The organism is Enterococcus sp. OL5, assembly GCF_006491895.1.
Classification (GTDB): domain Bacteria; phylum Bacillota; class Bacilli; order Lactobacillales; family Enterococcaceae; genus Enterococcus_D; species Enterococcus_D innesii.
The window spans coordinates 299,384-325,906 of sequence record NZ_VHIL01000002.1 but is presented as its reverse complement, the minus strand read 5'-3'; the positions used below and the strand labels follow the sequence as shown (position 1 = coordinate 325,906).

General features: G+C 45.6%; 21 protein-coding genes. 16 read left to right on the top strand and 5 right to left on the bottom strand.

Translation table 11 applies throughout. From position 1 onward, the window contains the following. Positions 1-3 precede the first annotated feature (3 nt). From flgL to FJU10_RS04005, 12 genes are all read left to right on the top strand, one after another. Complete coding sequence (gene flgL / locus FJU10_RS04060; RefSeq protein ID WP_016619541.1) at positions 4-924, top strand: flagellar hook-associated protein FlgL; 921 nt, start codon at positions 4-6, stop codon at positions 922-924. A gap of 137 nt (positions 925-1,061) precedes the next feature. Continuing rightward, positions 1,062-2,144, top strand: a complete 1,083-nt coding sequence (locus FJU10_RS04055) for a flagellin (protein WP_005226642.1) — start codon at positions 1,062-1,064, stop codon at positions 2,142-2,144. Between the two features lie 102 nt (positions 2,145-2,246). Continuing rightward, on the top strand, positions 2,247-2,660 hold the full coding sequence (locus FJU10_RS04050; protein WP_140965226.1) for a flagellar protein FlaG: 414 nt from the start codon (positions 2,247-2,249) through the stop codon (positions 2,658-2,660). A 4-nt stretch (positions 2,661-2,664) separates the two neighbouring features. Continuing rightward, the gene (fliD, locus tag FJU10_RS04045; RefSeq protein WP_140965225.1) at positions 2,665-4,086 is read left to right on the top strand and encodes a flagellar filament capping protein FliD; all 1,422 of its coding nucleotides are present in this window, start codon (positions 2,665-2,667) and stop codon (positions 4,084-4,086) included. Between the two features lie 75 nt (positions 4,087-4,161). Next, complete coding sequence (locus FJU10_RS04040) at positions 4,162-4,491, top strand: hypothetical protein (protein WP_081117664.1); 330 nt, start codon at positions 4,162-4,164, stop codon at positions 4,489-4,491. Between the two features lie 13 nt (positions 4,492-4,504). Beyond that, complete coding sequence (gene fliS / locus FJU10_RS04035) at positions 4,505-4,873, top strand: flagellar export chaperone FliS (RefSeq protein WP_008376567.1); 369 nt, start codon at positions 4,505-4,507, stop codon at positions 4,871-4,873. A gap of 166 nt (positions 4,874-5,039) precedes the next feature. After that, the gene (locus FJU10_RS04030) at positions 5,040-6,791 is read left to right on the top strand and encodes a hypothetical protein (RefSeq protein WP_140965224.1); all 1,752 of its coding nucleotides are present in this window, start codon (positions 5,040-5,042) and stop codon (positions 6,789-6,791) included. Positions 6,792-6,957: 166 nt separating this feature from the next. After that, a complete protein-coding gene (locus tag FJU10_RS04025) occupies positions 6,958-7,398 on the top strand; it encodes a MarR family winged helix-turn-helix transcriptional regulator (protein WP_140965223.1) in 441 nt (146 codons plus the stop codon). Next, the gene (locus tag FJU10_RS04020; RefSeq protein WP_140965222.1) at positions 7,395-9,137 is read left to right on the top strand and encodes an ABC transporter ATP-binding protein; all 1,743 of its coding nucleotides are present in this window, start codon (positions 7,395-7,397) and stop codon (positions 9,135-9,137) included. Before FJU10_RS04025 ends, FJU10_RS04020 begins: the two co-directional genes overlap by 4 nt. Further along, entirely contained in the window at positions 9,103-10,869 is a 1,767-nt protein-coding gene (locus tag FJU10_RS04015) for an ABC transporter ATP-binding protein (RefSeq protein ID WP_140965221.1), read from the top strand. Before FJU10_RS04020 ends, FJU10_RS04015 begins: the two co-directional genes overlap by 35 nt. A gap of 167 nt (positions 10,870-11,036) precedes the next feature. Beyond that, complete coding sequence (locus FJU10_RS04010; protein WP_140965220.1) at positions 11,037-12,473, top strand: glycoside hydrolase family 1 protein; 1,437 nt, start codon at positions 11,037-11,039, stop codon at positions 12,471-12,473. 262 nt (positions 12,474-12,735) lie between these two features. Beyond that, a complete protein-coding gene (locus FJU10_RS04005) occupies positions 12,736-15,198 on the top strand; it encodes a heavy metal translocating P-type ATPase (RefSeq protein ID WP_140965219.1) in 2,463 nt (820 codons plus the stop codon). A gap of 73 nt (positions 15,199-15,271) precedes the next feature. On the opposite strand, the gene FJU10_RS04000 is transcribed toward FJU10_RS04005, so the two are convergent. Together FJU10_RS04000 and celB are read right to left on the bottom strand one after the other, a co-directional pair. Continuing rightward, positions 15,272-15,988 carry a GntR family transcriptional regulator gene (locus FJU10_RS04000; RefSeq protein WP_140965218.1) on the bottom strand — a complete coding sequence of 239 codons (717 nt, stop codon included), beginning with the start codon at positions 15,986-15,988 and terminating at the stop codon, positions 15,272-15,274. Positions 15,989-16,096: 108 nt separating this feature from the next. After that, positions 16,097-17,368, bottom strand: a complete 1,272-nt coding sequence (celB, locus tag FJU10_RS03995; RefSeq protein ID WP_005226670.1) for a PTS cellobiose transporter subunit IIC — start codon at positions 17,366-17,368, stop codon at positions 16,097-16,099. Positions 17,369-17,527: 159 nt separating this feature from the next. Here celB and FJU10_RS03990 point away from each other — a divergent pair, with 159 nt between their 5' ends. The 3 genes from FJU10_RS03990 to FJU10_RS03980 all read left to right on the top strand — a co-directional run bounded on the left by FJU10_RS03990 (position 17,528) and on the right by FJU10_RS03980 (position 21,375). After that, positions 17,528-18,916, top strand: a complete 1,389-nt coding sequence (locus tag FJU10_RS03990; protein WP_411268833.1) for a glycoside hydrolase family 1 protein — start codon at positions 17,528-17,530, stop codon at positions 18,914-18,916. Between the two features lie 246 nt (positions 18,917-19,162). Next, a complete protein-coding gene (locus FJU10_RS03985; protein ID WP_061053571.1) occupies positions 19,163-20,443 on the top strand; it encodes a PTS sugar transporter subunit IIC in 1,281 nt (426 codons plus the stop codon). A 191-nt stretch (positions 20,444-20,634) separates the two neighbouring features. Then, positions 20,635-21,375 (top strand): GntR family transcriptional regulator, encoded by a 741-nt coding sequence (locus tag FJU10_RS03980; RefSeq protein ID WP_008376546.1) that lies wholly within the window; start codon positions 20,635-20,637, stop codon positions 21,373-21,375. A 74-nt stretch (positions 21,376-21,449) separates the two neighbouring features. Here the strand turns inward: FJU10_RS03980 and uvrC are convergent, their stop codons facing one another. Both uvrC and FJU10_RS03970 read right to left on the bottom strand, forming a co-directional pair. Next, positions 21,450-23,240, bottom strand: coding sequence for an excinuclease ABC subunit UvrC (gene uvrC, locus FJU10_RS03975; RefSeq protein WP_140965216.1), 1,791 nt, complete (start codon positions 23,238-23,240; stop codon positions 21,450-21,452). A gap of 233 nt (positions 23,241-23,473) precedes the next feature. Further along, positions 23,474-24,325, bottom strand: coding sequence for a LysR family transcriptional regulator (locus FJU10_RS03970; protein WP_140965215.1), 852 nt, complete (start codon positions 24,323-24,325; stop codon positions 23,474-23,476). A gap of 65 nt (positions 24,326-24,390) precedes the next feature. On the opposite strand from FJU10_RS03970, the gene FJU10_RS03965 reads away from it, so the two are divergent. Continuing rightward, a complete protein-coding gene (locus FJU10_RS03965) occupies positions 24,391-25,413 on the top strand; it encodes a YeiH family protein (protein ID WP_060791641.1) in 1,023 nt (340 codons plus the stop codon). 165 nt (positions 25,414-25,578) lie between these two features. Here FJU10_RS03965 and FJU10_RS03960 read toward each other — a convergent pair whose 3' ends face one another. Beyond that, a complete protein-coding gene (locus tag FJU10_RS03960; protein ID WP_081117676.1) occupies positions 25,579-26,346 on the bottom strand; it encodes a DeoR/GlpR family DNA-binding transcription regulator in 768 nt (255 codons plus the stop codon). Positions 26,347-26,523 lie beyond the last annotated feature (177 nt).

Sequence of the window (26,523 nt, the reverse complement as noted above, 5' to 3'; positions counted from 1 at the left end):
ACCATGCGTATTTCCAATTCCATCACCTACAATGATTTTTTACGAAATCTAGGAACCAACGCCTCCAAAGTCCAATCCACGTTGAATCAGCTATCGAGCTTAAAAGAAGTCAGCAAGTCCTCGGATAATCCGCTGCTGGTTTCAAAAATCATGGATCTCAATGTGTCGTTAAATCAAAACAAAACCTACAATAATACGATCAAAGACAGTATTTCTTGGACAAAAGCCCAAGATTCTGCTTTAGAAAGCGTCAGTACCTCGATGCTGCGGATTCGCTCATTGGTTCAATCTTCTGCCAATGCGACAGCCGGCAGTGAGGAATTAGGGGCAAATCGTTCAGAGATCGAGCAAGAGATCGAAGGCATCGTTGAATCATTAAACACCAACTTTGATGGCCGCTATCTATTTAGCGGAACGAATACGACGACGGCGCCTTTTGAGATCGTCAAAGAAAATGACGCCATCGTCGGTATCAAATACAATGGCACCAGCGAAGACTTGCCGCGAGAAATCGCAAACGGGGTCTCGGTGGATCTGTTAGCCAGCGGTGATCGACTGATGAACGAGACGGGCACCGCTACGGATCCCCAAAATTTAAGCACCTACTTCAATGATTTATTGTCTGCGTTGCGCAGTGATGATAAAGATGCCTTAGGGGGCGAGCTTTTAACCGCTCATGACCAGCATGCCACTAATGTGGTGAATGTACGGGCGCAGATCGGCACCCTCTACAATCGCTTGGAGGCGGCAGCTGATCGAAATGAGACGGAAAAGCTGAACTTGACCGAAACACTGTCTAACAAACAAGACGTCGATATTGCGGAAAAGTATATGGAATATCAAAATCAAATGACTGCCTACCGTTCAACACTAGCGATGGGAACAAAGATCATGCAGATGTCCATTCTAGATTATTTAAATTAACCCAAAAACTTTTGTTCTTTGCTGAGAGCAAAAGTTTTTTATTTTTTTTTAGAAAAAAGGCTTAACCCTGAACGGTTTCTTCCGATAAATAGTAGCAGAGGGAAACCTTAGCGAATAAAAATTAGGAGGAACTACACATGAGAATCAATACAAACGTTTCAGCATTGAATACTTACTCACGCCTAACGGCAGCAAATGCTTCTAAAAGCAATTCTTTGTCTAAATTATCTTCAGGCTTACGCATCAACAAAGCTGGGGACGACGCAGCTGGCTTAGCAATTTCTGAAAAAATGAAAGGCCAAATCGGCGGTTTGTCACAAGCAAAAAGCAATGCACAAGATGGTATTTCATTGATCCAAACAGCAGAAGGTGCATTAAATGAAACCCACAGCATCTTAGGTCGTATGCGTGATCTTGCGGTTCAAAGTTCAAACGGTACGTTAAGTGATGACGACCGCAGTGCGATCAACAAAGAATACACTGCATTGTCTGATGAAATCGACCGTATCAGCAATACCACTGAATTCAATACAAAAAGCTTGTTAACTGGTGAAGGCGATGATGCGAAATCATTCACTTTCCAAATCGGTGCCAACGCAAACCAAACAATGAGCGTTTCAATCAACAACATGAGCTCATCTGCCTTGAAAGTAAAAGGCTTAGATTTAACACAAGCCATTGACACAAGCGATGCTAAAGCTGTTGCTGCAGCAAAAGATAAAGCAGTAGCGACTGCCTTCAAAGCAGATGCTACAACAAAATATGCAGCGGACGGCACAGTTGATGCGGCAGCTGGTAAAACAGTTGCTGAATTACAAACAGCCATCGATACAGCAGCGGATGATACAGCAAAAGCAACAGCTCAAAAAACATACGATGATGCTTTAGCAACATTTACCGCTTCTGATGAAGGCAAAGCAGCAGCGGCAACTGTCAGCGTTGAAAACAACCCAATCACAAAAATCGATGAAGCGATCAAAGCAGTTTCTGCACAACGTGCGGATCTTGGTGCGGCGCAAAACCGTCTAGAACACACAATCAACAACTTAGGTACAACACAAGAAAACCTATCTGAAGCAAACTCACGTATCCGTGACGTTGATATGGCGCAAGAAATGATGAGCTTTACGAAGAGCAACATCCTTTCTCAAGCAGCAACTTCAATGTTGGCACAAGCAAACTCAATGCCTAACAGCGTATTGAGCTTGTTACAAGGATAATTTTTGATCAAGTGAACCACTGACACAAGGACTGCCTAGGGGAAGCGCAGTTCTTGTGTTTTACATAGCAGCACAAAAACGTTTAGAAATGAGGAAGCTCTGATGGATATTCAGCCAATGTCAGGAATACACCCGATCGAAGCCGTTGCGTCGGTCGCTAAAACACGTCCGATCGAATCCCTAGATCAAGAGACCGCTAACCTTCAGCCGCAACAGCAAGAGGGGAAACTGGCGGAGAAAAAGGAACGGACAGTGGCAACCGAACCACCGATCCACTATTTTTCAGTAGCCGATCAGCACAAGATCGAAGCCTCCGTGGCGGAAGTGAATCAGCGACTACTTGGCAAAGATATGAAATTGGCTTATGAAGTACATGAGCGCACAGGGCGTACGATGGTGCGTTTAGTGGATATGCAGACCAACGAAGTGATCAAAGAGATCCCGCCCGCCAACATGCTAGATGTGATTGGAAAAATATGGGATGACATGGGCATCGCGGTCGATCGAAAGGGATGAAAACATGGCAAGTGTAACCAGCAGTTCAGGAATCAGTACAACGCTAGGGAGTTATTCTGGCGTGACTTCAGAAGATATTGAAAAATTATTGGCGGCAGATGCGATCAACAAGACCCGCGCTGAGAATAAAATCACGTCGCTAAAAGCACAAAAAACGGCGTGGAGTGATATCAGCACTCGCTTGTCTAACTTTTTGTCAAAAGTCGATGCATTACAAAAAGATGATGCTTATCAAACGAAAAAAGCGACGACCACCAATAGCAGCATCGCTTCAATTGCAGGAACAACGGAAGCTCCAGAAGGCACCTATGATCTAAAAGTCAACCAACTAGCAACAGCCACGAAGGTGACGGGGAGTCAAGTAGCTCAAAGCAGCAAAACGGCCCTAAATGTCAGTGGTCAGCTGTCATTGACCAGTTCGGAAGTCGATGAAGATGGCAAACCGATCACCGCTTCGATCGAGATCACGGCCGAAGACAGCTTAAAAGATGTGGCAGCCAAGATCAATAGCCAAAGCAAGACGACCTTCGTCGCGGCGAGCATCGTGGATAACCGTTTGATTTTAACGAATACCAAAATGGGCGACAAAAATTTCTTGATCGACGGCAATGCCGCCGAAGGGTTAGGGATCGGTTCAACTGCGACAACGACGCAAGGCCAACCGGCTATTTTTGAGCTAGACGGCATGAAGATCACTCGCGACAGCAACAGTGTGACGGATGTTATCGATGGTGTCACGTTGACGTTAGCGAAAAAAAGCGAGGAGCATGTGACGCTTTCTTTAGCCAATGATACTTCAAAAGTCGTTGATGCAGTGCAAGGATTAGTGGATCAATACAATAGCTTGATGAGTTTTATCGGCGACAATTTGACCGTGGGAGATCCTAGTAGTGAAAACAACAAGACGGGGACCTTGGTGGGAGACAGTGCGTTGACCCGTCTACAGACTCAATTGCGAAATTTGATCACCATTCCAGCCGTCAGCGGCTCAAAGCTGACCGCTAATAAGCTAGGCATCTCCACCGTCGATAATGATGGTACATTGGGACTGGATACGACAAAGTTAAAAGAAGCCTTAGCGGAAGATCCCGCTGCTGTGAAGTCCTTCTTTTATGCAAGTACGAAAACCAAAGAAGCTGATGGCACTGCGAGTACGAAAGAGACCGGCTATACATTAGCGCTAAAAGAATTAGCCAACAGCTATGTCGTCAATACTTCAGCCAATAAAGGGATCATTGCCACCAAATCTGCGACCTATGACAGTACCATCAAGGATTTGAACAAGCAGATCACACGGTTTGATGATATTTTAGCAATGAAAAAAGAACGTTACATCACAATGTTCACCAAATTAGACTCCGTGATGATGGAGGCTGAAAATCAGCTGAGCTACCTAAGCAATCAGTTTGCCAATACGTCAAACTAGGCAGGATAGCCGATTAAAGCAGTCATTTTTTTCATTCGCATAAGAAACCCTCGTCAACATGAAAGGAAACAACCTATGGAGCCACACGTATCATTAGATGAACGTTTGAATCAGATCTTAACTGGTTTTGCCCAATGGCGCGGCGACAGCGAGGAAGCCAGTCGTTTGATGGCAGCCAATGCAGCGGTCATAGCAGCCATGCAAGCAGAAGAACAGAGCCATAGTCCACAAACCAGTGCGTTGGCGCAACAAGTGATCCAAGCGTATCAAGCATTCTTAGACCAGGTCAAAGCCCAGCAGCAAGAGATCAAACAAGAATTGGGGCGTTTGAACCGCAAAAACAATCTTGTCAAAACGTATTTGCAGCAAGAAGACAGTGCCGCCTTCGTCGAATTTGATTTATAGTGAGGAAAAAAAGATGAATTATCAAAAAATGCAAAACAACTATCTGCAGAACCAAGTAATGAGTGCCTCCCCCAACAAGCTGATTGAAATGCTGTTGCAAGCAGCCATCAAAAATATCAAATTAGCAGTGATCGCATTGGAAAAAGAAGAGTTGAGCCAAGCCCATCAGCAATTTGTCAAGGCGCAGAATATTTTATTGGAATTACGGGTCTCTTTAGACCGTGAGCAAGGCGGCGCTATTGCTGAAGATCTCGATCAGCTGTATGGCTATATGTACGATCAGCTGGTCAGTGCCAATGTCCAAAAAGAGGCAGCCCCTGCAGAGACGGTCGTCCCGCTTTTAAGCGAACTACTGGAAAGCTGGCAAACGATCACCCAATAAATTTGAGAAAAAGCAAAGAAACGACCACCTAAAACCTAGAAAAGTTTAGTAATTGGTTAAATTTTTACCATGTATCCCTTTTCACTAAGCTTTCTTTTTCCCCTCCTCGTCCCTATCTGGTACTCTTTTTATGAGCGTACCGAAAAGGTGCAAGGAGGTTTTTTTTTTGAAACAAAAAATAGTACAAAAGCCGCTTTTCTGGCAAGTGGTGATTCTGATTGCAATGAGTGGTGTTTTTTTATTACCGCAGATCCTAGGCCAAGGCATGATTTTGGGCTCTGATGTGGTCTTTCACTTCAATCGTTTTTATGAGACTAGCCAGCAGATCAAAGAGGGCAATTTTCAATATTTTCTTTCTATCTACGGGTTTCAGCAATCTGCTCGTATCGTCAATGCATTATATGGGCCCTTTTTTGCTTATTTCCAAGGACTGCTGGTCTTGCTGAGTCCTTCGTGGTTTTCCTACCAGTTGCTCGCCAACGGGCTGCTCTATTTGTTAGCAGGGTTTTCGATGTTTGGCTTATTAAAGAAATTACGAGTCAATGGTTGGCTGTCAGTGGGGATGAGCGTCCTGTTTATGGCGACCTATTCTGTCCAGTATTGGATTGAGCGGCAGGGCTTTTCTGCTTGGGGGGCGGCTGTGCTGCCACTGTGCCTGATCCCACTGATCGCACTAGGGGAACATAAACGGTTACGGCCTTTTGCGGTAGGGGTTTCCGTGGCGGTCTTATTTCAAATCCATGTGTTTTCAAGCATCTTGTTAGTGTTCTTATACGTACCCTTTTTCTTACGCGCCTTTTTTGTTGGGACTTCTGGCGAAGAAAAACGACAATTGGTGCTGCGCTTAGCAGGAGCGATCGGGATCTTCTTGCTACTGACCGCCAATATTTGGTTAGGGATGTTGGATCTTTATACGAGTAACACGTTGATCGCGCCTTTTGTGAATCGCAACATGCAGAACAATACCATTACTGGAACCAGCAGCTATTGGTGGACGACTCCGTATCTGCTGCCCATCTTATGTGCTTTGTTCTTTTGCGGTGCGATCCGTGTCTGGCCGCGTCTATCTGGCGGCTTCAAATTAATGACGGCAGCTGCAGCAGTCTTTTTCGTTTTATCATCGAACGCTATTCCTTGGCAATGGCTAGGCAGTCTGGACAACGGTGTGATCAATTTACTGCAATTTCCTTTTCGGTTCTTTGTTCCGGCCACGATTTTGATCTTAGTCGGTTTGTGCCTGCTAGTTCCTTATTATCGGGGCAAGCCATTGGCAAATCCGCGTTGGTTCGTCCTCGTTTTAGTCTTGAGTGTTGGTCAAATCCTGATCCAAAACACGGTCAAAATGCAGGACTGGCACTCCGATGAAGCGGCGGTTTCACTGCGAAACCACACCTATCTGTCGGCGGAATCTGAAGCGCAATTGAAGGAAGCCTATTTTAGTAAAGACAAGTCCTTAGCATTAGCGCTGTATCAACGTTCTACGCCAGATTATCTGCCCCTCTATCAAGAAACCAAGAAGAACAAGTACAATTTGTACGGGGAAGAAATCATTGAAAAAAATGATACCGTGGCAAAAACCGTGGAAAACGGGAAACTTACTTTACGTTGGCAAGGTGATCAAGAGGCGTGGAAGGCGTTACCGATCATCAATTACCGATATACTGAATTGACCCTCAATCAGCAGCCACTAACTGAGAAAGATGTCTCTTTGAGTGCTATTGGTGCCGTTTCTGTCCAACAGCAAGCAGGGGAGAATGTCTTAGTCGTTGATTACGACGCACCTTGGTTTTTCGACGGAGCTTTATGGCTGACGATCATTTCTTGGCTCGCTTTACTCATCGGCTTTATCAGCTGGAAAACAAGACAGCTGTATCGTCGTCGTAAGGTCGTACAAGCTTTATTGAAAGAATCTGAATAAAATGAATCAAAAAAGAACTTCAGCGAGAGGGCTGAAGTTCTTTTTTTGTTGATCAGCAACAGTGTACCTATTTTTTTCCGAGAGAAACAACAATCGTTGCGTACGCAACGATTATTCCTTATAATAGATTAGACACTTTGAAGAACTAAGAAAGGCAGGAGTGCTCATGGAAGCCATTATCCGCTCAATCAATCATATTGCCCGTCTCGCTACCCTTTATCGGGAAAAAGAACTGAAAAAATTTGGTTTAGGCGGGATGCATCATACCTATATCTTAAACATTTGCCGTCAACCGGGGATCAGTCAAGAAGCCTTAGCCAAGAAGATTTTTGTGAATAAAAGCAATGTTGCCCGTCAACTAGCGATCCTAGAAGAACGAGGATTTGTCACTAGAACCAGCAGTCCCACCGACAAACGACAATTACTGGTTTATCCAACCGAAAAAGCACTTGTCGTCCAACCAAAGATCCAACAGCTGCTTCAAAGCTGGAATGAACAAGTCGTAGCAGGTTTTTCTGCTGCCCAACAGCAGCAGTTGATCGCCGATCTAGAAATCGTCAAAGAAAATTCCCAGCGGCTTTTAGCGAAAGATGAGGCGATGGAATGAATCTTTTGACTCAATATTTAAAACCCTATATCGGCCGCATCTCCCTTGGCGTCAGCATCAAATTCTTCGGCTCCCTGATGGACTTGCTATTGCCTTGGATTTTGGCGTATATCATCGATTCTGTGATTCCCACGAAGCAGGTATCTGCGATTTTTGCTTGGGGTGGGGCGATGGTGGTCTGCTCCATCATCGCAGTCGTCACCAATATCATCGCTAATCGGATGGCCTCTAGTGTTGCTCGCGATACCACCGGTAGTATTCGCCATGATTTATTTGAAAAAGTTTCCTATCTGTCGATTCCGCAAGTCGAAGAAGTCGGGATTCCTTCCTTGGTGTCTCGCTTGACGACAGACACTTACAACATCCATCAAACGGTAGGGATGATCCAACGGATGGGGATTCGTGCCCCGATTCTGTTATTAGGGGGAATCATGATCACTGCTACATTAGATCCCGTTTTGACACTGGTCTTAGTAGGCGTCTTGCCCTTCACTTTAGTGGCAGCAGTCACCATCTCCAAACGGGGGATCCCTTTGTTTGCCTCATTGCAAAAGCAAGTGGATGTGTTAGTGCGAACTGTCCGTGAAAATGTGACTGGGGCTCGGGTGATCAAGGCCTTGTCCAAAGCAGATTACGAGAAAAAACGCTTTGACCACGTCAATCAAGACGTAGTAGCTGCGGAAACCACTGCTAATCGAACGATGGCTGCGACACCACCCCTGATGGACCTCTTTTTGAATATCGGGTTGACATTGGTGATCGTTGTCAGTGCCTTTCGCGTCAATCAAGGGTTGACCCAACCAGGGGTCATCATCGCCTTTTTGACCTATTTTACGATCATTTTGAATGCCATGCTCAGTATCACGCGCATCTTTGTAATCGTGTCGAAGGGGCTGGCTTCTGCCGATCGGATCCAATCCGTCTTGCGCCTGCCGCAAAATATGCAAGTCATTGAGGCGCCTGTCAAAGAAGAGTCGGCGCATATCGTTTTTGAAAAAGTTTCCTTCACCTATCCTAACGGTACCCAGGTGCTGAAAGACATCGATTTTTCCTTGCAGCCGGGAGAAACCTTAGGGATCATCGGTGCGACTGGTAGTGGAAAATCAACGATCGTCAAACTACTGCTGCGGCTCTATGACCCAACGAAGGGCATGATCCGCATCGCTGGTCGCGACATTCGCTCCATCGATCCGACGGAGCTGCATCAGTTATTCGGTGTCGTCTTACAAAAAGACGTGCTTTTTGCGGAAACGATCGAAGAAAATATCGCTTTTGGTCGGCGGTTTTCCAAAGAACAGATCGAAGAAGCGGCGGCTCGCGCCCAAGCCAAGGAGTTTATCAATCAACTACCCAAGCGCTTAGCTCATCCACTGCATGCCAAAGGCAGCAATTTAAGCGGGGGTCAAAAGCAGCGGGTCTTGTTATCGCGGGCATTGGCAGGGGATCCAGAGATTTTGATTTTGGATGATTCTGCCAGTGCGCTGGATTATCGAACCGACGCTCAGTTGCGCAAGGTCCTGAGACAGCAGTTTCAACAGACGACGACGGTCTTGATCGCGCAGCGGATCAGCTCGATCCAGCATGCCGACAAAATTTTGGTACTGGAAAACGGTCAAATGAACGGCTTTGGCAGTCACCAAGAATTACTAGCAGAAAATGCGATCTACCAAGCCATTTATCAAGGTCAGACAGGAGGTGCTGACGATGCCGAAGAAAAAAACGGAAAAACCCAAGGATAGCAAGAAAACACTCCGGCGTTTGTGGGGCTATCTCTACAAGTACAAAGGACTCCTGTTGGCAGCCGCTGTATTGATGATGGCCAGCAACATCTTCGCCTTGGTGGGCCCTTTGCTTTCAGGATACGCCATTGATGCCATTCAACCGGGTCCCGGCAAGGTCATTTTTGACCGAGTCTTCTTTTATTGTGGGCTGATGCTGCTGTTTTATCTTGCGTCTTCCCTTCTTAGTTATCTGATTTCGCTCATGATGATCCGCTTGAGTCAGCGGGTGGTGGCAGCGATGCGCAAGGCGATTTTTGATAAAATCACCGAACTGCCGGTGGGGTATTTTGACCGAGTCGCCACTGGGGATATCATCAGCCGCATCAGTTATGACGTCGATACCATCAATACGTCATTGGCCAGCGATGCCATTCAAGTCCTCAGCAGTCTTGTGACGATCATTGGTTCGTTTGTGATGATGGTTTTGATTTCGCCGCTGCTGGTGCTGATTTTTGTCGTAACGGTTCCCGCTTCGATCTTTTTGACCCGCTTTTTGATGAGCAAATTTCAACCATTGTTTCGCCGTCGTTCCCGCAAATTAGGCGAACTGAACGGTTTTGTGGAAGAGATTATTTCTGGTCAGCAAACGATCAAGCTGTATAACCAAGAAGAAGCGATCATCAGCCGTTTTGACGAAAAAAACCAAGAAGCGGTGGATGCCTATTACAATGCTGAGTACTACGGCAGTATGACTGGTCCTTCCATCAACTTTATCAACAATCTGTCGTTGTCCTTGATCAGTATGTTTGGCGCTTTGCTGTTTTTGTTCGGTCATCTGACACTCGGGAACGTTTCTTCCTTTGTTCTTTACTCCAGAAAATTCTCAGGACCAATCAATGAGTTAGCCAACATCTTCAGCGATTTGCAATCAGCATTGGCGGCGGCAGAACGGATCTTCCGTTTGCTGGATGAAGAACCGGAAGTTTCTGATGTTCCTGGAGCCTACGAATACCACGAGGTGTCTGGTGAGGTCGCCTTTGACCATGTGACCTTCGGCTATCAAGCACAGCAGCCCATCATCAAAGACCTTTCGCTACAAGTACCAGCTGGCAGCTTGGTCGCGATCGTCGGACCGACCGGAGCGGGGAAAACCACCATCGTGAACCTCTTGATGCGGTTTTATGACCCTGACCAAGGAGCGATTCGTTTAGACGGCAAAAATATCCGCCAAGCGACACGCCGCAGCTTACGGCAAAGCTATGCGATGGTGCTGCAAGACACCTGGCTGTTCACGGGAACGATTTTCGACAATTTGGCCTACGGCAAGGCGAATGCGACGATGGCAGAAGTCCAAGCTGCTGCACAAGCCGCCCATATCCATGACTTTATTATGAGCCTGCCAAAAGGCTATGATACTTTGATTTCTGAAGACGGAACCGGTATTTCACAAGGGCAAAAACAACTATTGACGATTGCACGAGCGATGCTGTTGGATGCCGATCTGTTGATTCTTGATGAAGCCACATCGAATGTTGACACGCAAACGGAGCTGCTGATCCAAGCAGCGATGACCAAATTGATGAAAGGCAAAACCTCCTTTGTGATCGCCCATCGCTTGTCCACGATTCGACATGCCGACACGATCCTCGTGGTGGAACAGGGCAATATCGTAGAGCAAGGGACCCACGAAGAGTTAGTAGCCAAAGAGGGGCGTTATGCCGCACTTTATCAGGCACAATTTGACGCATGATCCATAGCTAGTCCGCATCCTTGCAAGGAGTGACCCACTGCTTGCAAGGATGTTTTTTGCGTGCCATCGGCTTTCTTGGCATAGGTACAAAATCTTCTTATGACAAATCAGGCAATTATCGGTATACTTAAGAAAGGGGTATCATCAAACAGAAAGAAGGGAAACAATTGGATCATAAACAACTAAAAGAATTCCCCAATGATTTTTTATGGGGTTCAGCATCAGCAGCCTATCAAGTAGAAGGCGCATGGCAAGAAGACGGCAAAGGCGCTTCGGTTTGGGACGATTTTGTCCGCATTCCAGGAAAAACCTTTAAAGCAACGAACGGAGATGTCGCAGTCGACCATTATCACCGCTTCAAAGAAGATGTTGCCTTGATGAAAGAACAAGGATTGAAAACCTATCGTTTTTCTATTGCTTGGACACGGATTTTTCCAGAAGGACGAGGAGAAGTCAATCAAGCAGGGTTAGACTTTTATTTAGCATTGATCGATGAACTGATAAAAGCAGGGATCGAACCGATGGTGACCTTGTACCATTGGGATCTGCCACGAGCTTTGCAAGAAGAATACGGTGGCTGGGAATCTCGCAAAATCATTGAAGATTTCACCAACTATGCGGCCGTATTGTTTGAAGCCTTTCGCGGCAAAGTCCACTATTGGGTCAGCTTGAATGAACAAAATATCTTTACTTCTTTAGGCTATCTTTTAGCTGCCCATCCACCAGGAGTGACCGATCCTAAACGTATGTATGAAGTCAATCATATCGCTAACTTGGCGAATGCTTCGGTGATCAACAAGTTCCATGAGATGAAAATCCCAGGGAAAATCGGACCAAGTTTCGCCTACTCACCAAACTACCCAATCAACAGCGACCCGAAAAATATTTTGGCAGCTGAAAACGCGGAAGACTTGATGGCGCATTATTGGTTAGACGTCTATCTATGGGGCGAATACCCGATTGCTGCAATGAATTACTTGAAAGAGCAAGGGATCGCGCCAACGATCGAACCAGGAGATATGGACTTGCTGCGTTCAGCAAAACCAGATTTCTTAGGGATCAACTATTACCAAACAGCAACAAATGCCTACAATCCATTAGATGGTGTCGGTGCGGGGAAAATGAACACCACTGGGAAAAAAGGCAGCTCCGAAGAAACCGGGACACCAGGAATGTTCAAAAAAGCCGAAAATCCATTTGTGGAACGGACGAATTGGGATTGGGAGATCGATCCTCAAGGGCTGCGAATCGCTTTACGACGAATCACTAGCCGTTATCGGGTGCCTGTGATCATTACAGAAAACGGACTTGGTGAATACGATAAACTAACCGACGATCATCAAATCCATGACCAATACCGCATCGATTATTTAGCAGGTCATGTCCATGCCATCAAAGAAGCGATCAGCGACGGCACGGAAGTTCTTGGCTATTGCACCTGGTCCTTCACTGATTTGCTAAGCTGGTTGAATGGCTACCAAAAACGCTATGGCTTTGTCTATGTCGACCAAGATGAAACGCAAGAAGGATCTTTGGCACGCTACAAGAAAGACAGTTTCTACTGGTACCAAGAGCTGATCAAAACCAACGGGCAAGAGTGCTAGCCTCCTAAAACCAATACCTGAATAAGCGAAACGACCCCTGCAACGGCAGTGATCGTTTCTTAGAAAAAAGTACGTTCCACCTGTAGCGACCGCCCAAAGGTAGACCAAAAGTCTCGCTTTTTGGGCCGCTTCAAAGGAGAACGTCCTTTTTTTGAGTATTATCGTTGACAAGTGTAAACGATAATTGTAAAGTAGAAAAAGATTACAACTGTAAACATAAAAGGTTAATGAGTTTGCCTAGCAAGCAAGGAGGAAGGAAACAATGATCGAAAAGAATTATGGGGTAAAAGGGATGACCTGTGCGTCTTGTTCCCAGACCGTCGAAAAAACAGTCAGCAAGCTGGCGGGGGTCGACCAAGCAGCGGTCAATTTGGCTACTGAAAAATTACATATTCGTTATGATGAGCAGCAGCTCACCGAAGAAACACTCGCTGCGGCCATCAAAGCAACGGGCTATCAACTGATCGGCTCTCAAAAACAAGAGACCTTTGCCATCTCGGGCATGACCTGTGCGTCTTGTGCCCAAACAGTAGAAAAAGCTGTCCAAAAATTAGCGGGTGTGGAGCAAGCCTCCGTCAATCTGGCAACAGAAAACCTGACGGTCAGCTATCAACAAGATCAAGTGACCGCCGCGAAGATCGCAGCTGCCGTGAAAGAGGCGGGCTATGATGCACAGCTGCCGACCGCTTCTGCCGACAAGGTGGATTCAAAACAGGCAGAGATTCGTGCTTTATGGCAACGGTTTTGGCTTTCGGCGCTCTTTACGATCCCCTTGTTCTATTTGACGATGGGGGAAATGATCGGTTTGCCGATCCCTGGCTTTTTAGATCCGATGGCCTATCCAGTCAATTTCGTTACCACTCAATTGCTTTTGGTCTTACCGGTGATGGTCCTCGGTCGCGCCTTTTACATTGCTGGTTTCAAAGCGCTTTGGAAAGGCCATCCCAACATGGATTCCCTCGTCGCATTGGGAACCAGTGCTGCCTTCTTTTATAGTATTTATGGGACCGTGATGGTCTACCTGGGCACGACCCACTATGCGATGCACTTGTACTATGAAACGGCCGCCGTTATTTTGGCATTAGTTACCTTAGGAAAATACCTTGAGTCGGTCTCGAAGGGCAAAACCTCCGAAGCCATCAAGAAGTTGTTGGATCTCGCACCGAAAAAAGCCCGTGTGCTTCGCGGCAGCGGGCATCAAGCCGAAGAAGTCGAAGTGGGTATTGAAGAAGTCGCAGCCGGCGATATCTTAGTCGTACGACCTGGTGAAAAGATTCCTGTGGATGGGATCGTTACCCAAGGACGCTCTGCCATCGATGAATCAATGATCACCGGAGAAAGCTTACCTATCGAAAAACAAGTCGGTGATCGGGTGATCGGCGCCAGTATCAACAAAAACGGCTCGTTTCAATACGAAGCCACCAATGTGGGAGAAGATTCAACATTAGCGCAAATCATTCAGTTAGTAGAAAATGCCCAAGGATCCAAAGCGCCGATTGCCCGCATGGCTGACAAAGTTTCGGGTGTGTTTGTCCCGATCGTGATGGTCTTGGCGGTTTTTGCAGGACTTGCTTGGTTTTTCTTAGGACAAGAAACCTGGATCTTCTCATTGACCATTACGATCTCTGTATTAGTGATTGCTTGTCCGTGTGCCTTAGGATTAGCGACACCGACCGCCATCATGGTGGGTGCGGGAAAAGGGGCAGAAAATGGCGTCTTGATCAAAAGCGGCGATGCGTTAGAAACAGCTAGAAACGTGACGACGATCGTCTTTGATAAAACCGGCACGATCACAGAAGGCAAACCAGTCGTAACCGATCTCCTGCCTGCCGGCAACCACACGCCGACGGAATTGCTGCAACTGGCGGCTTCTGTTGAAAAAGGCTCAGAACATCCATTAGGCGAAGCCATTGTGATCGAAGCCCGCACGCAGGCGCTCTCCCTGCAAGAAGTTGACGGGTTTGAAGCGATCCCAGGGCATGGGATACAAGGCACGATTGCTGGCAGTCCAGTCCTATTAGGCAACCAGAAATGGCTGGAAAAACAAAACGTTGCCCTCGATGGCCTGATCGAGCAAGCCCAACAATTGGCTCACGAAGGGAAAACACCGATGTATGTTGCCAAAGACGGCGAAGCGATCGGGATCATCGCTGTGGCAGATACTATCAAAGAAAGCAGTCGAAAAGCTATTGAACGGTTGCATCAAATGGGCTTGTACGTAGCAATGATCACGGGGGACAATGCCCGAACGGCCCAAGCCATCGCCAAACAAGTCGGTATCGATGAAGTGATCAGTGACGTCTTGCCAGAAGATAAAGCCGCCAAAGTAGCTGGCCTGCAAGCCAAAGGCCAAAAGGTTGCGATGGTAGGTGACGGGATCAATGATGCGCCCGCGTTAGCCCAAGCCGATGTAGGGATCGCGATCGGCTCTGGTACCGATGTCGCCATCGAATCGGCAGACATCGTACTGATGCGCAGCGATCTGATGGACGTCCCATCAGCGATCGAGTTAAGTCGGGCAACCATCAAAAACATCAAAGAAAATCTTTTCTGGGCTTTTGCTTATAACGTCTTAGGCATCCCTGTCGCAATGGGTGTGCTGCATCTTTTCGGGGGCCCCTTGCTCAATCCAATGATCGCTGGGGCGGCCATGAGCTTCAGCTCGGTATCCGTTTTATTAAATGCCTTGCGGCTGAAACGATTCCAACCCTCAGCGAAAAAGTAAACGAAGCAACGAATGCACCAACAAAAAGACCTGCCCACGGTTTCTGATGGAAGAAAATCGTGGGTAGGTCTTTTTAGTGCTGGACATCTAAATAAGAGTAGGCCCGCACGTCATAACGGTTGCGACTACGGGAAAATTCGATAGGTGAGCCATTTTTCTGATAGACGATCTGTTCGATCTCTAAGACCGGATCATCGGCTTTACAGTCCAAATACTGTTGATCGTACGCGGTACTTTTATCAGCGACGATGGTGCGGTAGGCGCCAGCAAACTGGACCCCTAGTTCCTCTTTGACATAACGGTAGATAGAACTTTCTAAATGGCCACGAGTTAAATTGGGCACCAAATGGACCGGCATATAGGTATATTCTAAAATAAACGGCTGGTCTTCAAGAATCCGCAAGCGGACAATACTATAGATCGGCTGTTCTTCCGTCAACATCAACTTTTCTTGGATCGTTTGGTCAGGAAATTCGACTTGAAAATCGATGACTTGACTGACTAGCTTGCGGCCAGCTTTGCCCATTTCCGTTGACAAGCCTTCATAGACCGTTAAAGCAGTGGTGTCTTTTTTTAAGAATGGGTGGTTCAATATTTTTGTTCCAGCGCCCCGCTGAGAATAAACCAGTCCTTCCATGGCTAAAATACCGATGGCTTTTTTGATGGTCATCCGGCTGACTCCGAATTCCTCGACCAAATCAGTTTGGTTCGGTAGTAAGCTGTCAGGCGGATACGTGTTGTTTTTGATACGTGTGCGTAAAATATTGGCAATTTCTTGGTATTTTGGCATCTGATCACCTCGCAAGAAGTATAGCTGAAAAAAGCGGTTTCGACAATCAAACCTTGGTTTTTTTATAAAAAGAACGGCTGACTGAAAAAATTCAGCCAGCCGTTGCGCTTAATCGATCGATGGTTCTGCTTGACGATCTAAAACACGTAAGAATGGATACCAGATCAAGCCGACGATCACCACGTCAATGACTTGCAGCAAACCACCTAACCAAGAGTTGGTTGCTAAGACACCACTGAAGACCACTGGAACGGTCCAAGGAACAGAAACACCAGTTGGTGCAGGAACAAGTCCAGCCGCCATCACTAAGTAGTTGAAGGTCGTTACCACAAGAGGTGCCACGACCCAAGGAATCAGGATCGTCGCATTCAAGACGATCGGCATACCGAAGATTGCTGGTTCGTTAACGTTAAAGATCCCTGGTGCTAAAGCCAAACGACCCACATCGCGGTATTGTTTTTTCTTCAATACAAAAGCCATCAAGATAACAACGGCTAACGTCATACCAGAACCGCCTAATCCAACGGTGAATGTTTCCATAAATGGTTTTGTGACGATATGCGGCAGTGCATCCCCATTTTGATACGCTTCTAAGTTGTCTAACATCAATGTATTCCAAATCGGGTCCATCACAGAGTTGACGATGATTTGACCATGTAGACCGAAGAACCAAAGGAATTGGACAAAGAACAAAGCCAATAGAGTTGCTGGCAAGCTGCTGCCTAGTCCAGTCAATGGTTTTTGGATCAATTCATAAACCAAGTCATGCAAGTTGGCATTGAAGACACCCGTCATGATGGCATTGATCACTAAAAATACCGTTAAGGTGATAATTGCTGGAATCAAAGCGGCAAAAGATTTAGAAACTGCTGGTGGCACCCCATCAGGCATTTTGATCTGCCAGCCGCGTTTTGTGATGCGGCAATAGATTTCAGCTGCTAAAAATGCTGCGATCATCCCGATAAACATCCCTTTTGCGCCAAGACGATCAAGAGACAGCACGCCGGAGATCGTTTCGCCAGATTCAGTAGTCATAAAGAAAGGAGTTAAGATCAAAAAGCTGGCAAACGAAACGGCGCCGCCAAAAATCCCTTCCACATCATATGATTTTGATAAATAATAGCCGATACCGAAAGTAACGAAAACAGTCATGATACTCATTGTTGCATTTTGCCCATTGCCAAACAGCGTTCCTAATGTTCCTTTAGTGGCATCACTGAAGAAGGGCAGGTTGTTTAAAACGACCACGATCGATCCAAACATAGTGATTGGGAACGAAAGCATAAACGCGTCCCGCAAGACGGTCAGGTAGCGATTTTGTCCTAAGGCATTCGCCAAGGGCAAAATCTTTTCAGATAACTTGTCCATAAAACCATTCATTATTAGTTCACTCCTTAAATTTCTTTTTGCAATCGATTACATTGATAATGTATCATGTTTTATTTTAAATGTCTATACATTTATTTTAAAAAAGATTGATTTTTGTAACTGCTTCCTTTATGATTAGGGCAGCAAAGAAAAAATGAGGAGTGAATGAAGATGGATTATCAATTTCCAGCAGGCTTTTGGTGGGGGTCAGCCGCTAGTGGCCCACAAACAGAAGGTGTATTTGAAGGTGATGGCAAAGGGGCAAGCATCTGGGATTACTGGTATCAGCAAGAACCAGAGAAATTTTTCAATGGGGTAGGTCCTGAAAAAACCTCGCAAGTCTACACACGCTATCAAGAAGATATTCAACTCATGAAAGAAACCGGCCATACGACGTTTCGGACGTCGATCCAATGGAGTCGTCTCTTCCCGCAAGGCAAAGGAGAAGTCAATCAAAAAGCCGTTGATTTTTACAATGCCTACATTGATGAGCTGATTGCCAACGGGATCGAACCTTTCATGAATTTATACCACTTCGATATGCCAATGGCGCTGCAAGAAAAAGGCGGCTGGTTGAACCGAGAGACCGTGGATGCCTATGTCGCGTTTGCGCAAACCTGCTTTACGTTATTTGGTGATCGTGTCAAGAAATGGTTCACTCATAATGAACCAATCGTCCCTGTTGAAGGCGGCTATCTTTACCAATTCCATTATCCGAATGAGATCAACATGAAACATGCAGTCCAAGTTGGGTTCCACGAAACGTTGGCGAGTGCCAAAGCCATCAAAGTCTATCATGAGATGAACCTTGATGGGGAGATCGGCATCATCTTGAACTTGACGCCAAGCTACCCAAGAGATGAGAACGATCCAGAGGATGTCAAAGCAGCGCAAATCGCGGATGCCTTCTTTAATCGTTCTTTCTTAGACCCAGCGGTCAAAGGGACGTTTCCAGAAGAACTAGTGACCATCGTCAAGGAATTGGATATGGTACCAGCGATGGAAGCCGATGATTTACAAACGATTCGCGAAAATACGATCGACTTGTTGGGGATCAATTATTACCAACCTCGTCGTATCATGAAGAAAGAATCACCGATCGATCAAGCGAAAAGTCCAATGCCAGATGATTACTTTGATAACTATGATATGCCGAACAAGAAAATGAACCCGTATCGTGGATGGGAAATCTATGAAAAAGGGATCTATGATATTTTGACAAACACGCGAGAAAACTATGGCAATATCAAGTGCTACATTTCTGAAAATGGCATGGGTGTCGAAGGAGAAGAACGTTTCGTCAATGCTGATGGCGTGATCGAAGATGATTACCGCATCGAGTTTGTCTCTGACCACTTGAAGTATGTCCACCAAGCGATCCAAGAAGGAACCAATTGTGTTGGCTACCATATGTGGACTTGCATGGACAACTGGTCATGGACCAATGCTTACAAGAACCGTTACGGATTTATCTCCGTTGACTTAGCAAATGATGCTAAACGAACAGTGAAAAAATCAGGTCGTTGGTTTAAAGAAGTTTCAGATAATAACGGCTTTTAATAACAATGAAAAAAGCAATGCTGTAGGGATCAGCATTGCTTTTTTTGTGTAAAATCGCGGATTTTTCTGTCTTGTTCCGAAGGGAATTCTCTATTAAAAAACCACCTGTTTTTGCAAATGATAAGCTGGGTTAAACAAAAGCACAGTTTTGATAAAGAAAAGACTAGACATGGAAACGTTCTCGTGGTATTCTTTAGTAGAAATCGGTTTCATTATTTTGTTTAGGGTTTGAAAGGAGAAAAAACAATGGATAAATTTATTGGATTTATGGAGAAGCACTTTATTCCGATCGCTTCTAAAATAGGCTCTCAAAGACATCTAGTGGCCATTCGTGACGGATTTATCGTAACGATGCCGTTGATGATCTTAGGCTCTTTTGGGGTATTGATCAACAACTTACCAATTCCTGCCTATATTGATTTTATGAATGGCATTTTTGGTGAAGGGACATGGCAAGCCTTTGGGAACAACTTGTCAGCAGGTACTTTTTCAATACTTGGTCTGTTAATCGCTTTCACAGTAGCGTATAATTTAGCTAAAAGCTACAATCAAGACGCATTAGGTGCTGGGGCGATCTCAGTTGCAAGTTTCTTCGCATTAGGTGCAATGGCGACAGGCCCAGATGGTTTGTTAACAGCTGCCGGACTTGGTTCTCAAGGATTATTTTTAGCATTAATCGTATCGATCATTTCTACTGAGATCTTCCGTCGTCTAGCTGGCAACCCACGCTTAGTCATCAACATGCCTGATGGCGTACCACCAGCAGTCTCACGTTCATTTGCTGCATTATTCCCAGCAATGATCACCGTATCGATCTTTGCTTTGTTTACAGCAATTTTCCAAGCATTTGGTGTGACAAGTATCGTATTGTCCTTCTATGAATTGGTGCAACAACCATTCATGGGCTTGGCAAACTCTTACCCAGCTGCTTTGCTATTAGGTTTTATCTCTGCATTCTTATGGTTCTTTGGTTTGCATGGTGCCAACATCATCGACCCGTTCATGCAAACGATCAATGTGCCAGCGATCGAAGCAAATGCACGAGCATTAGAAGCAGGAACAGATTTGCCTTATATCGTGAACAAACCATTCTTTGATTCTTTCGTGAACATCGGCGGAACAGGTGCGACACTAGGTCTTTTGATTGCGATCTTTTTAGTTGCTCGTCATCATAAAGCGTATATGACTGTCGCAAAACTATCCGTTGCACCAGGTGTGTTCATGATCAATGAACCAGTGATGTTTGGGTTACCAGTTGTCTTGAACCCAATCTTGTTCATCCCATATGTGTTGACCCCACTTGTTTTAGTAACGACTGCTTATTTTGCAACCGCAACTGGCTTAGTTCCTGCAAGTACCGTCATCGCACCATGGACGACGCCACCAATCATCGGCGGTATTTTGTCGACACAAAGTATTGCTGGCGGAATCTTGGCAGCTGTTAACTTGATCTTGTCGGTCGTTATCTACTTGCCGTTCGTGAAAATGGCGCAAATTCAAGAAACACGCCGTTTAAAAAATGCGTAATGTCTGATCGAGTCGATTAGAAACAAGCGCCAAACGTAATAGACCTTATCCGGCCGCGATCAGAGTGCAATACCCCTTATCACACTGCTTCATTGGAAGGTGCAGTGGTGTGATGACACTCTTTTCGTTTGGCCGGTTCTTTTCTCGTTTTTCAATCAATACAATACAACACACGTTTTGGAGGTGGCAAAATGCCCAAATATATGGAGATCGCAGATGTTCTGCGTAAAAGAATCAAGGATGGAACTTATCCGAAAGACAGTCTTTTACCTTATCAAACAGAGTTAGTGGAAGAGTTTGGCGTCAGCCGAATGACGATTAAAAATGCGGTGAATATCCTGATTATGGAAGGCTTGCTGCTGACAAAGCGCGGCTTAGGGACCAAAGTTTTGAATCATTCCTTTTGGGGAAAAGATACCTCATCGGTGACAGAATACAAAGGCCTGAGCTATCAGATGAAACAAGAAAAACGGACGTTGACTAGCCAAGTCATCACCTTTGAAGTCTGTTTTCCTACAACAAGAATTCAAGAGATGCTTCAGATCACTGCCGAACAACCAATCTATCATGTGATCCGTTTGCGGATCTTAGAAGGCAATCCATACATACTCGAGCATTCCTATATGCCGTTGGATCTGGTCAGCGGTTTGACGAAAGAGATCTTGGAAGAATCCGTCTATGACTATCTACTGCAAGATTTAGGCTACAAATTTGCTGGTGCTTATCGGACCTTTCAGGCTGCCAAAAGTGATGAATACGATCAAACCTATTTAGCGTGCCAAGCAGATGATCCAGTATTGGAATTAGAACAGATCATCTATTTAGAATCGGGACGTCCAGTGGACTATTCCTGCAGCCGCAATCGGTATGATGTTCGTGGCTATTCCATGTTAGACATGAAGCCTGATCTGTTACAGCACCGCAAAAAGTAACGGCTTACAAAATGCTTCTTCAACGAAAAAACGCTTCATAGCTACTGTTGGCTATGGAGCGTTTTTGTTTTGACTTAAGAAGTGGGTTGGTTTTGATCACCTAGTTTGGCTAAGATAGTTTCCGCAACGGCTTTGGGGATGCCAGCTTGCTGGATCTCTTCCACGGAAGCTGCTTGGATGTTTTTTAACGACTTGAAGGTTTTCATCAGCTGTTGCTTGCGTTTTGGTCCTAAGCCAGGAATTTCATCCAGTTTGGAAGAAAAGCTGTTTTTGCTGCGCAGTTGGCGATGGAAGGTGATCGCAAAACGATGGACCTCATCTTGGATCCGTTGCAGCAAAAAGAATTCCACAGAATTGCGTTCCAGCTGGATCGGATCTAAAAATTCCCCGAAAATCAACTCGCTGGTTTTGTGTTTGTTGTTCTTCACTAAACCGGCAACAGGAATATCTAAACCTAGCTGGTTATGCAGCACTTCTTGGGCGGCACCGACTTGGGCTTTCCCACCATCGATGATGATCAGATCAGGAAAAGGCAGGTTTTCTTTTAGGACACGAGAGTATCGGCGATAGATGACTTCTTGCATAGAGCCATAATCGTCGCCGCCTTGTGCAGTACGAATCTTATATTTCCGATAATCATCTTTAAACGGCTTACCGTCGACAAAAACCACCATTGCAGAAACCGGATCGGTCCCCATGATGTGGGAGTTATCGAAGGCTTCGATCCGATAAGGTGTCGCGATCCCCATGGCTTCGCCTAGACGATCCACTGCACCGATCGTCCGTTCTTCAGTACGCTCGATCAACGCAAATTTTTGTGCCAAGGCGATGCGGGCATTTTTATTGGCCAAATCGACTAATTTCTTTTTGTCGCCTCGTTGGGGCTGCAGGACTTTGGTTTCCAGCAGCGCTTCTAATGGGGCAGCATCGACATTTTGCGGAACAAAGACTTCTTTGGGAATGAAGTGTTCATTCTTTTGGTAAAACTGGCCGACGAAGGTCAAGAAATCCTCATCCGCTTCATTGTAGAAAGGAAACAAAGAGACTTCTCGTTCGATCAGCTTTCCTTGACGGATAAAGAAGACTTGGACACACATCCAGCCTTTGTCGACACTGTAGCCAAAGACATCACGGTCCATTAGATCGGTCAGGGTCATTTTTTGTCGCGTCATGACGGTATCGATCGCTTGGATCTGATCCCGCAGCTCAGCCGCTCGCTCAAACTCTAACGTTTCAATGGCTTCGCCCATCTTATCTTTCAGATCTTTCAAAATATCGACATGACCGCCATGGAAAAAGTGTTTGACTTGATCCACGATCTTCTGATAATCCTTAGGGTCTACATTGTTGACATAAGGACAGACACATTGACCCAAATGATAATAAAGACAAGGCCGCTTTTGAGAAGGACCGCATTTTCGCAAAGGAAAGAGGCGATCCAGCACCCGTTTGGTTTCGTTGGCTGCTCGTGCATCAGGATAAGGGCCAAAATATAAAGCCCCGTCTTTTAAAACTTTACGAGTGATGATCAGACGCGGATAGCGCTCTTTAGTCACTTTAATAAAAGGATACGACTTGTCGTCCTTTAACATGATATTGTATTTTGGTTTATTTTTTTGAATCAAATTGATTTCCAGCAGCAAGGCTTCCGTATTTGATTCGGTAACGACGTACTCAAAATCATTGATTTCTTGAACGAGCCGTTCGGTTTTCGTATCGTGACTGCCGGTAAAATACGAACGGACACGATTTTTTAAAATTTTGGCTTTCCCAACATAGATGATTTTGTTATTTTTATCTTTCATTAAATAACAACCAGGTTGATCAGGAAGCAGCGCTAATTTGTTCTTGATTTGTTCGTTCATTTCAAGATCCTTTCTTACTGGTTTGCTTCACGAACTGCAAAAGTAGTCAAAGGGTGGTCTAAGCTCTCCTCAAAAAGGGGAACATTAGAGCCCATAGCCAGTACTCTTCATTTTAGCACAAATTTCTTAAGAAACAATCAAACGGACCAGATCGGCAGCGAGGAAGCGTAATCGTAAGAAAAGGTTAAGAAATCCCACGAGGCGGTGGTTCCCCCAAAAAAATCAGTTTGTTTTTATACGCTTGCCACCTGTGAGGGATCGTTTTGCGACCACTCCTGAATGAAGGTTCGCAATCCCTCGATGGCTGGTTCTGTGACTACTTTGCGCTGGATGAGGTAAAATTGGCGCTCAAAGTTTTTATCCAGCAGTTGATAGCCAATGCCGTGGGCGGCTCGTTTGGAAAGGATCGAACAGCCAAAGCCTTGTTTCAGCAAAGCGACGATCAATTCATTGCTGGCGATCTCAATGATCGGTCCTTGAATATTCTGTTCCTCCAGATAGCGTTTAGTGTAATAGTAGACACCAGAACTCGCTTCACGGACGAGCCAAGGACCGGCTTGGGGATCACCGGCTAAGACGAGCTGATCTTTCAAAATCGGGAAACGCAAAATACTTGGTGCAGATAAGGGTTTTTCAATGATCCCTAAATCTAGTTGATGTTGTTCAAGCGCTGTTAAGACTTCAGCGGAGTTCATCATCGATACCCGAAAACGCACCGTGGGAAAGGCGTTGTATAAAGCAATCATCAAGTCAGGCATCAACGCCATCGCATAGGTATGAGAGATGCCTAGGGCACAGTGACTTTGATGCTGTGTGTTGGTATGGATCTCGCTGGCGATTGTCGACCACTCATCCAATAAATTCAGTGCCTTTTCGTAAAGGTACTCTGCTTGGGGCGTGGCGATCACGTTTTTGCGACCATTGCGTAAAAAAAGCGGTGTATCCAGGTCTTGTTCCAACTGCTTGATTTGAGCAGAAACCGTGGGCTGCGAAATAAACAGCAGTTCGGCAGCTTTCGAAAAATTTTTCGTTTCATAGACCATCTTAAAGGTCTCCAGTAATTTTAGCATTGCAATCCCTTCCATTAGAAAATTCAATCATAACTATTATACCAATAAATCCTACTGATCGGTCAATCTGTGTATAATGGATGTTATATGAAAGGATGAAAGCAATGAAGCAACGACAAACAGCTTTGATACTTCCCGGTTTGTTCCTGTCCTTTTCGGTAGCCGTCATCGCCCGAATCATGGCTTTGGCTGTGCCAAAATTAGGGGGAGCAACCCTTGCAATTTTATTAGGAATCATTTTAGGAAATACATTGTTCAAGCAAGAACGCTATCAAGTCGGGACGAAGGTTGCGGAAAGTCGGCTCTTGGAATATTCGGTGGTTTTGCTGGGCTTTACCGTCACTTTCCAGACCATCAGTGAAATGGGCCTTCGGGGCTTTCTCTTTATTTTGCTGATGATGAGTTTGGTCATTACCGCTGCTTATTTGATAGGGAAAAAAATGGGCTTTAATCAAAAGATGAGCCTGATGATGGCAGGCGGCAACGCTGTCTGCGGGTCCTCTGCGATTGCGGCGATCGCACCAGCCATTGATGCCGATGATGAAGAAAAAGGGCAGATCATCACCTTGGTCAATCTTTTAGGAACAGTGATGATGCTGACGCTGCCGTTTTTAGGCTTGGCCTTATACGGCGATGATCTGTTGCAAAAAAGCGCCTTACTTGGTGGCACGCTGCAATCCGTCGGACAAGTCGTGGCGGGGGCTAGTTTGATTGATGCCGACACCGTCAAATACGCGATGCTCTTTAAAATCGCGCGCATCATCATGTTGGCAGTCGTCGTCATTGTTTTTGAACGAATGACGACAAAGACCCCCACCAAAACCAAAGCCAAAGGCAAGCTGCGGCTGCCGATCCCTTGGTATGTGTTGGGCTTCTTGACCATCTGTATCTTGAACAGCTTCTTGCCGCTGCCTAGCTGGTTGAATGAGGGCGCTCATTTTATCAGTACGTGGTTTGAAACGACGGCGTTGGCAGCCATTGGTTTGCGCTTGGATTTCCGCAAGTTTTTAAAAGAAGGCCCGCGCTTTTTATTCTATGGTCTTTCCGTTGGTGCTGTCCAAACCGTTGGTGCTGTTGCATTGATTTGGTTGCTGCGGCTCTAATTCACAAGAGGCACGACCCATAAAGCACGTTTGAAGCGCACGATTGTTTAACGAAAAAAGCCACGACGGTTGATCGAAGGGCACGCTTTGCTGTTTCTGTTGGAAGAGGCAGCAAGGCGTGACTTTTCAGATCAACTGTCGGGCTTTTTTTAGCGGCAAAGAAGGTTAGACGGGTACTTGGATGACTTGAACACCTTGTTGCTCAATCAAATCGATGACTTTGGGATCAGAATAATGATCGGTGATCAGCAGATCGATAGCCGCAATTGCGCCAATCGTAAAATTGGATTGCTTACCGATTTTGCGATAATCCGCGATAACGATCAACTTGCCAGAATTTTCGATGATTTTCGCATTGACTTTGGCTTCGTGGATCACTGAAGTGGAAATGCCGGTCTGTAAATCTAACCCACTACAGCCAATGATCGTAACATCAGAACGAACGTGAGAAAATGACTCCACGGCGATGTCTCCTGACAATGCCGCTTTAGGGTAACGTATTTCGCCGCCACTTAAAACAATCGTTGATTTTGGATGGTGTTCCATTTGGATCACACTCGTGTTGTTCGTCAGCAAACTGATTCGTTTGTCTGTGAGATGGCGCAACGTTTGAGCCGCACTGGTACTCGTATTGACGAAAAGGGTATCGCCATCTTTTACTTGGCGAGCCGCTTCTTTGGCCAGTCGATCTTTGATGTACTCGATCGAGTCGGTGGGATGCGCTTCATCTTCATAAGCTTCACAGTATTCGATTTTTCCGTGGGTTTGTTTGATCTGACCCATCTCACTGAGGACAGTACAGTCTCTGCGGATCGTCATCTCTGATACTCCCAACTGATGACTGAGGGTCCTCACATCAGAAAGACCAGATGCTTTTATCAAATCGATCAATTGTTTTCTTCTTTGCCTCACTTCTTCATTGGAACGTTTCACGATACTTCCTCCTCACATGCGCTTTTTTCTATTATTGTCTTCTATCATTTGTCTAGCTTGCAATTATCCTGTGCAGCAAAATCACGTGTCTCTTTCTCACGAATTCGCGGGAAAATCGCACAGCTGTCGTTTAGAAACTGCCATTTTTTTATCGTTTCTGCTTTCGAACTCATTTTA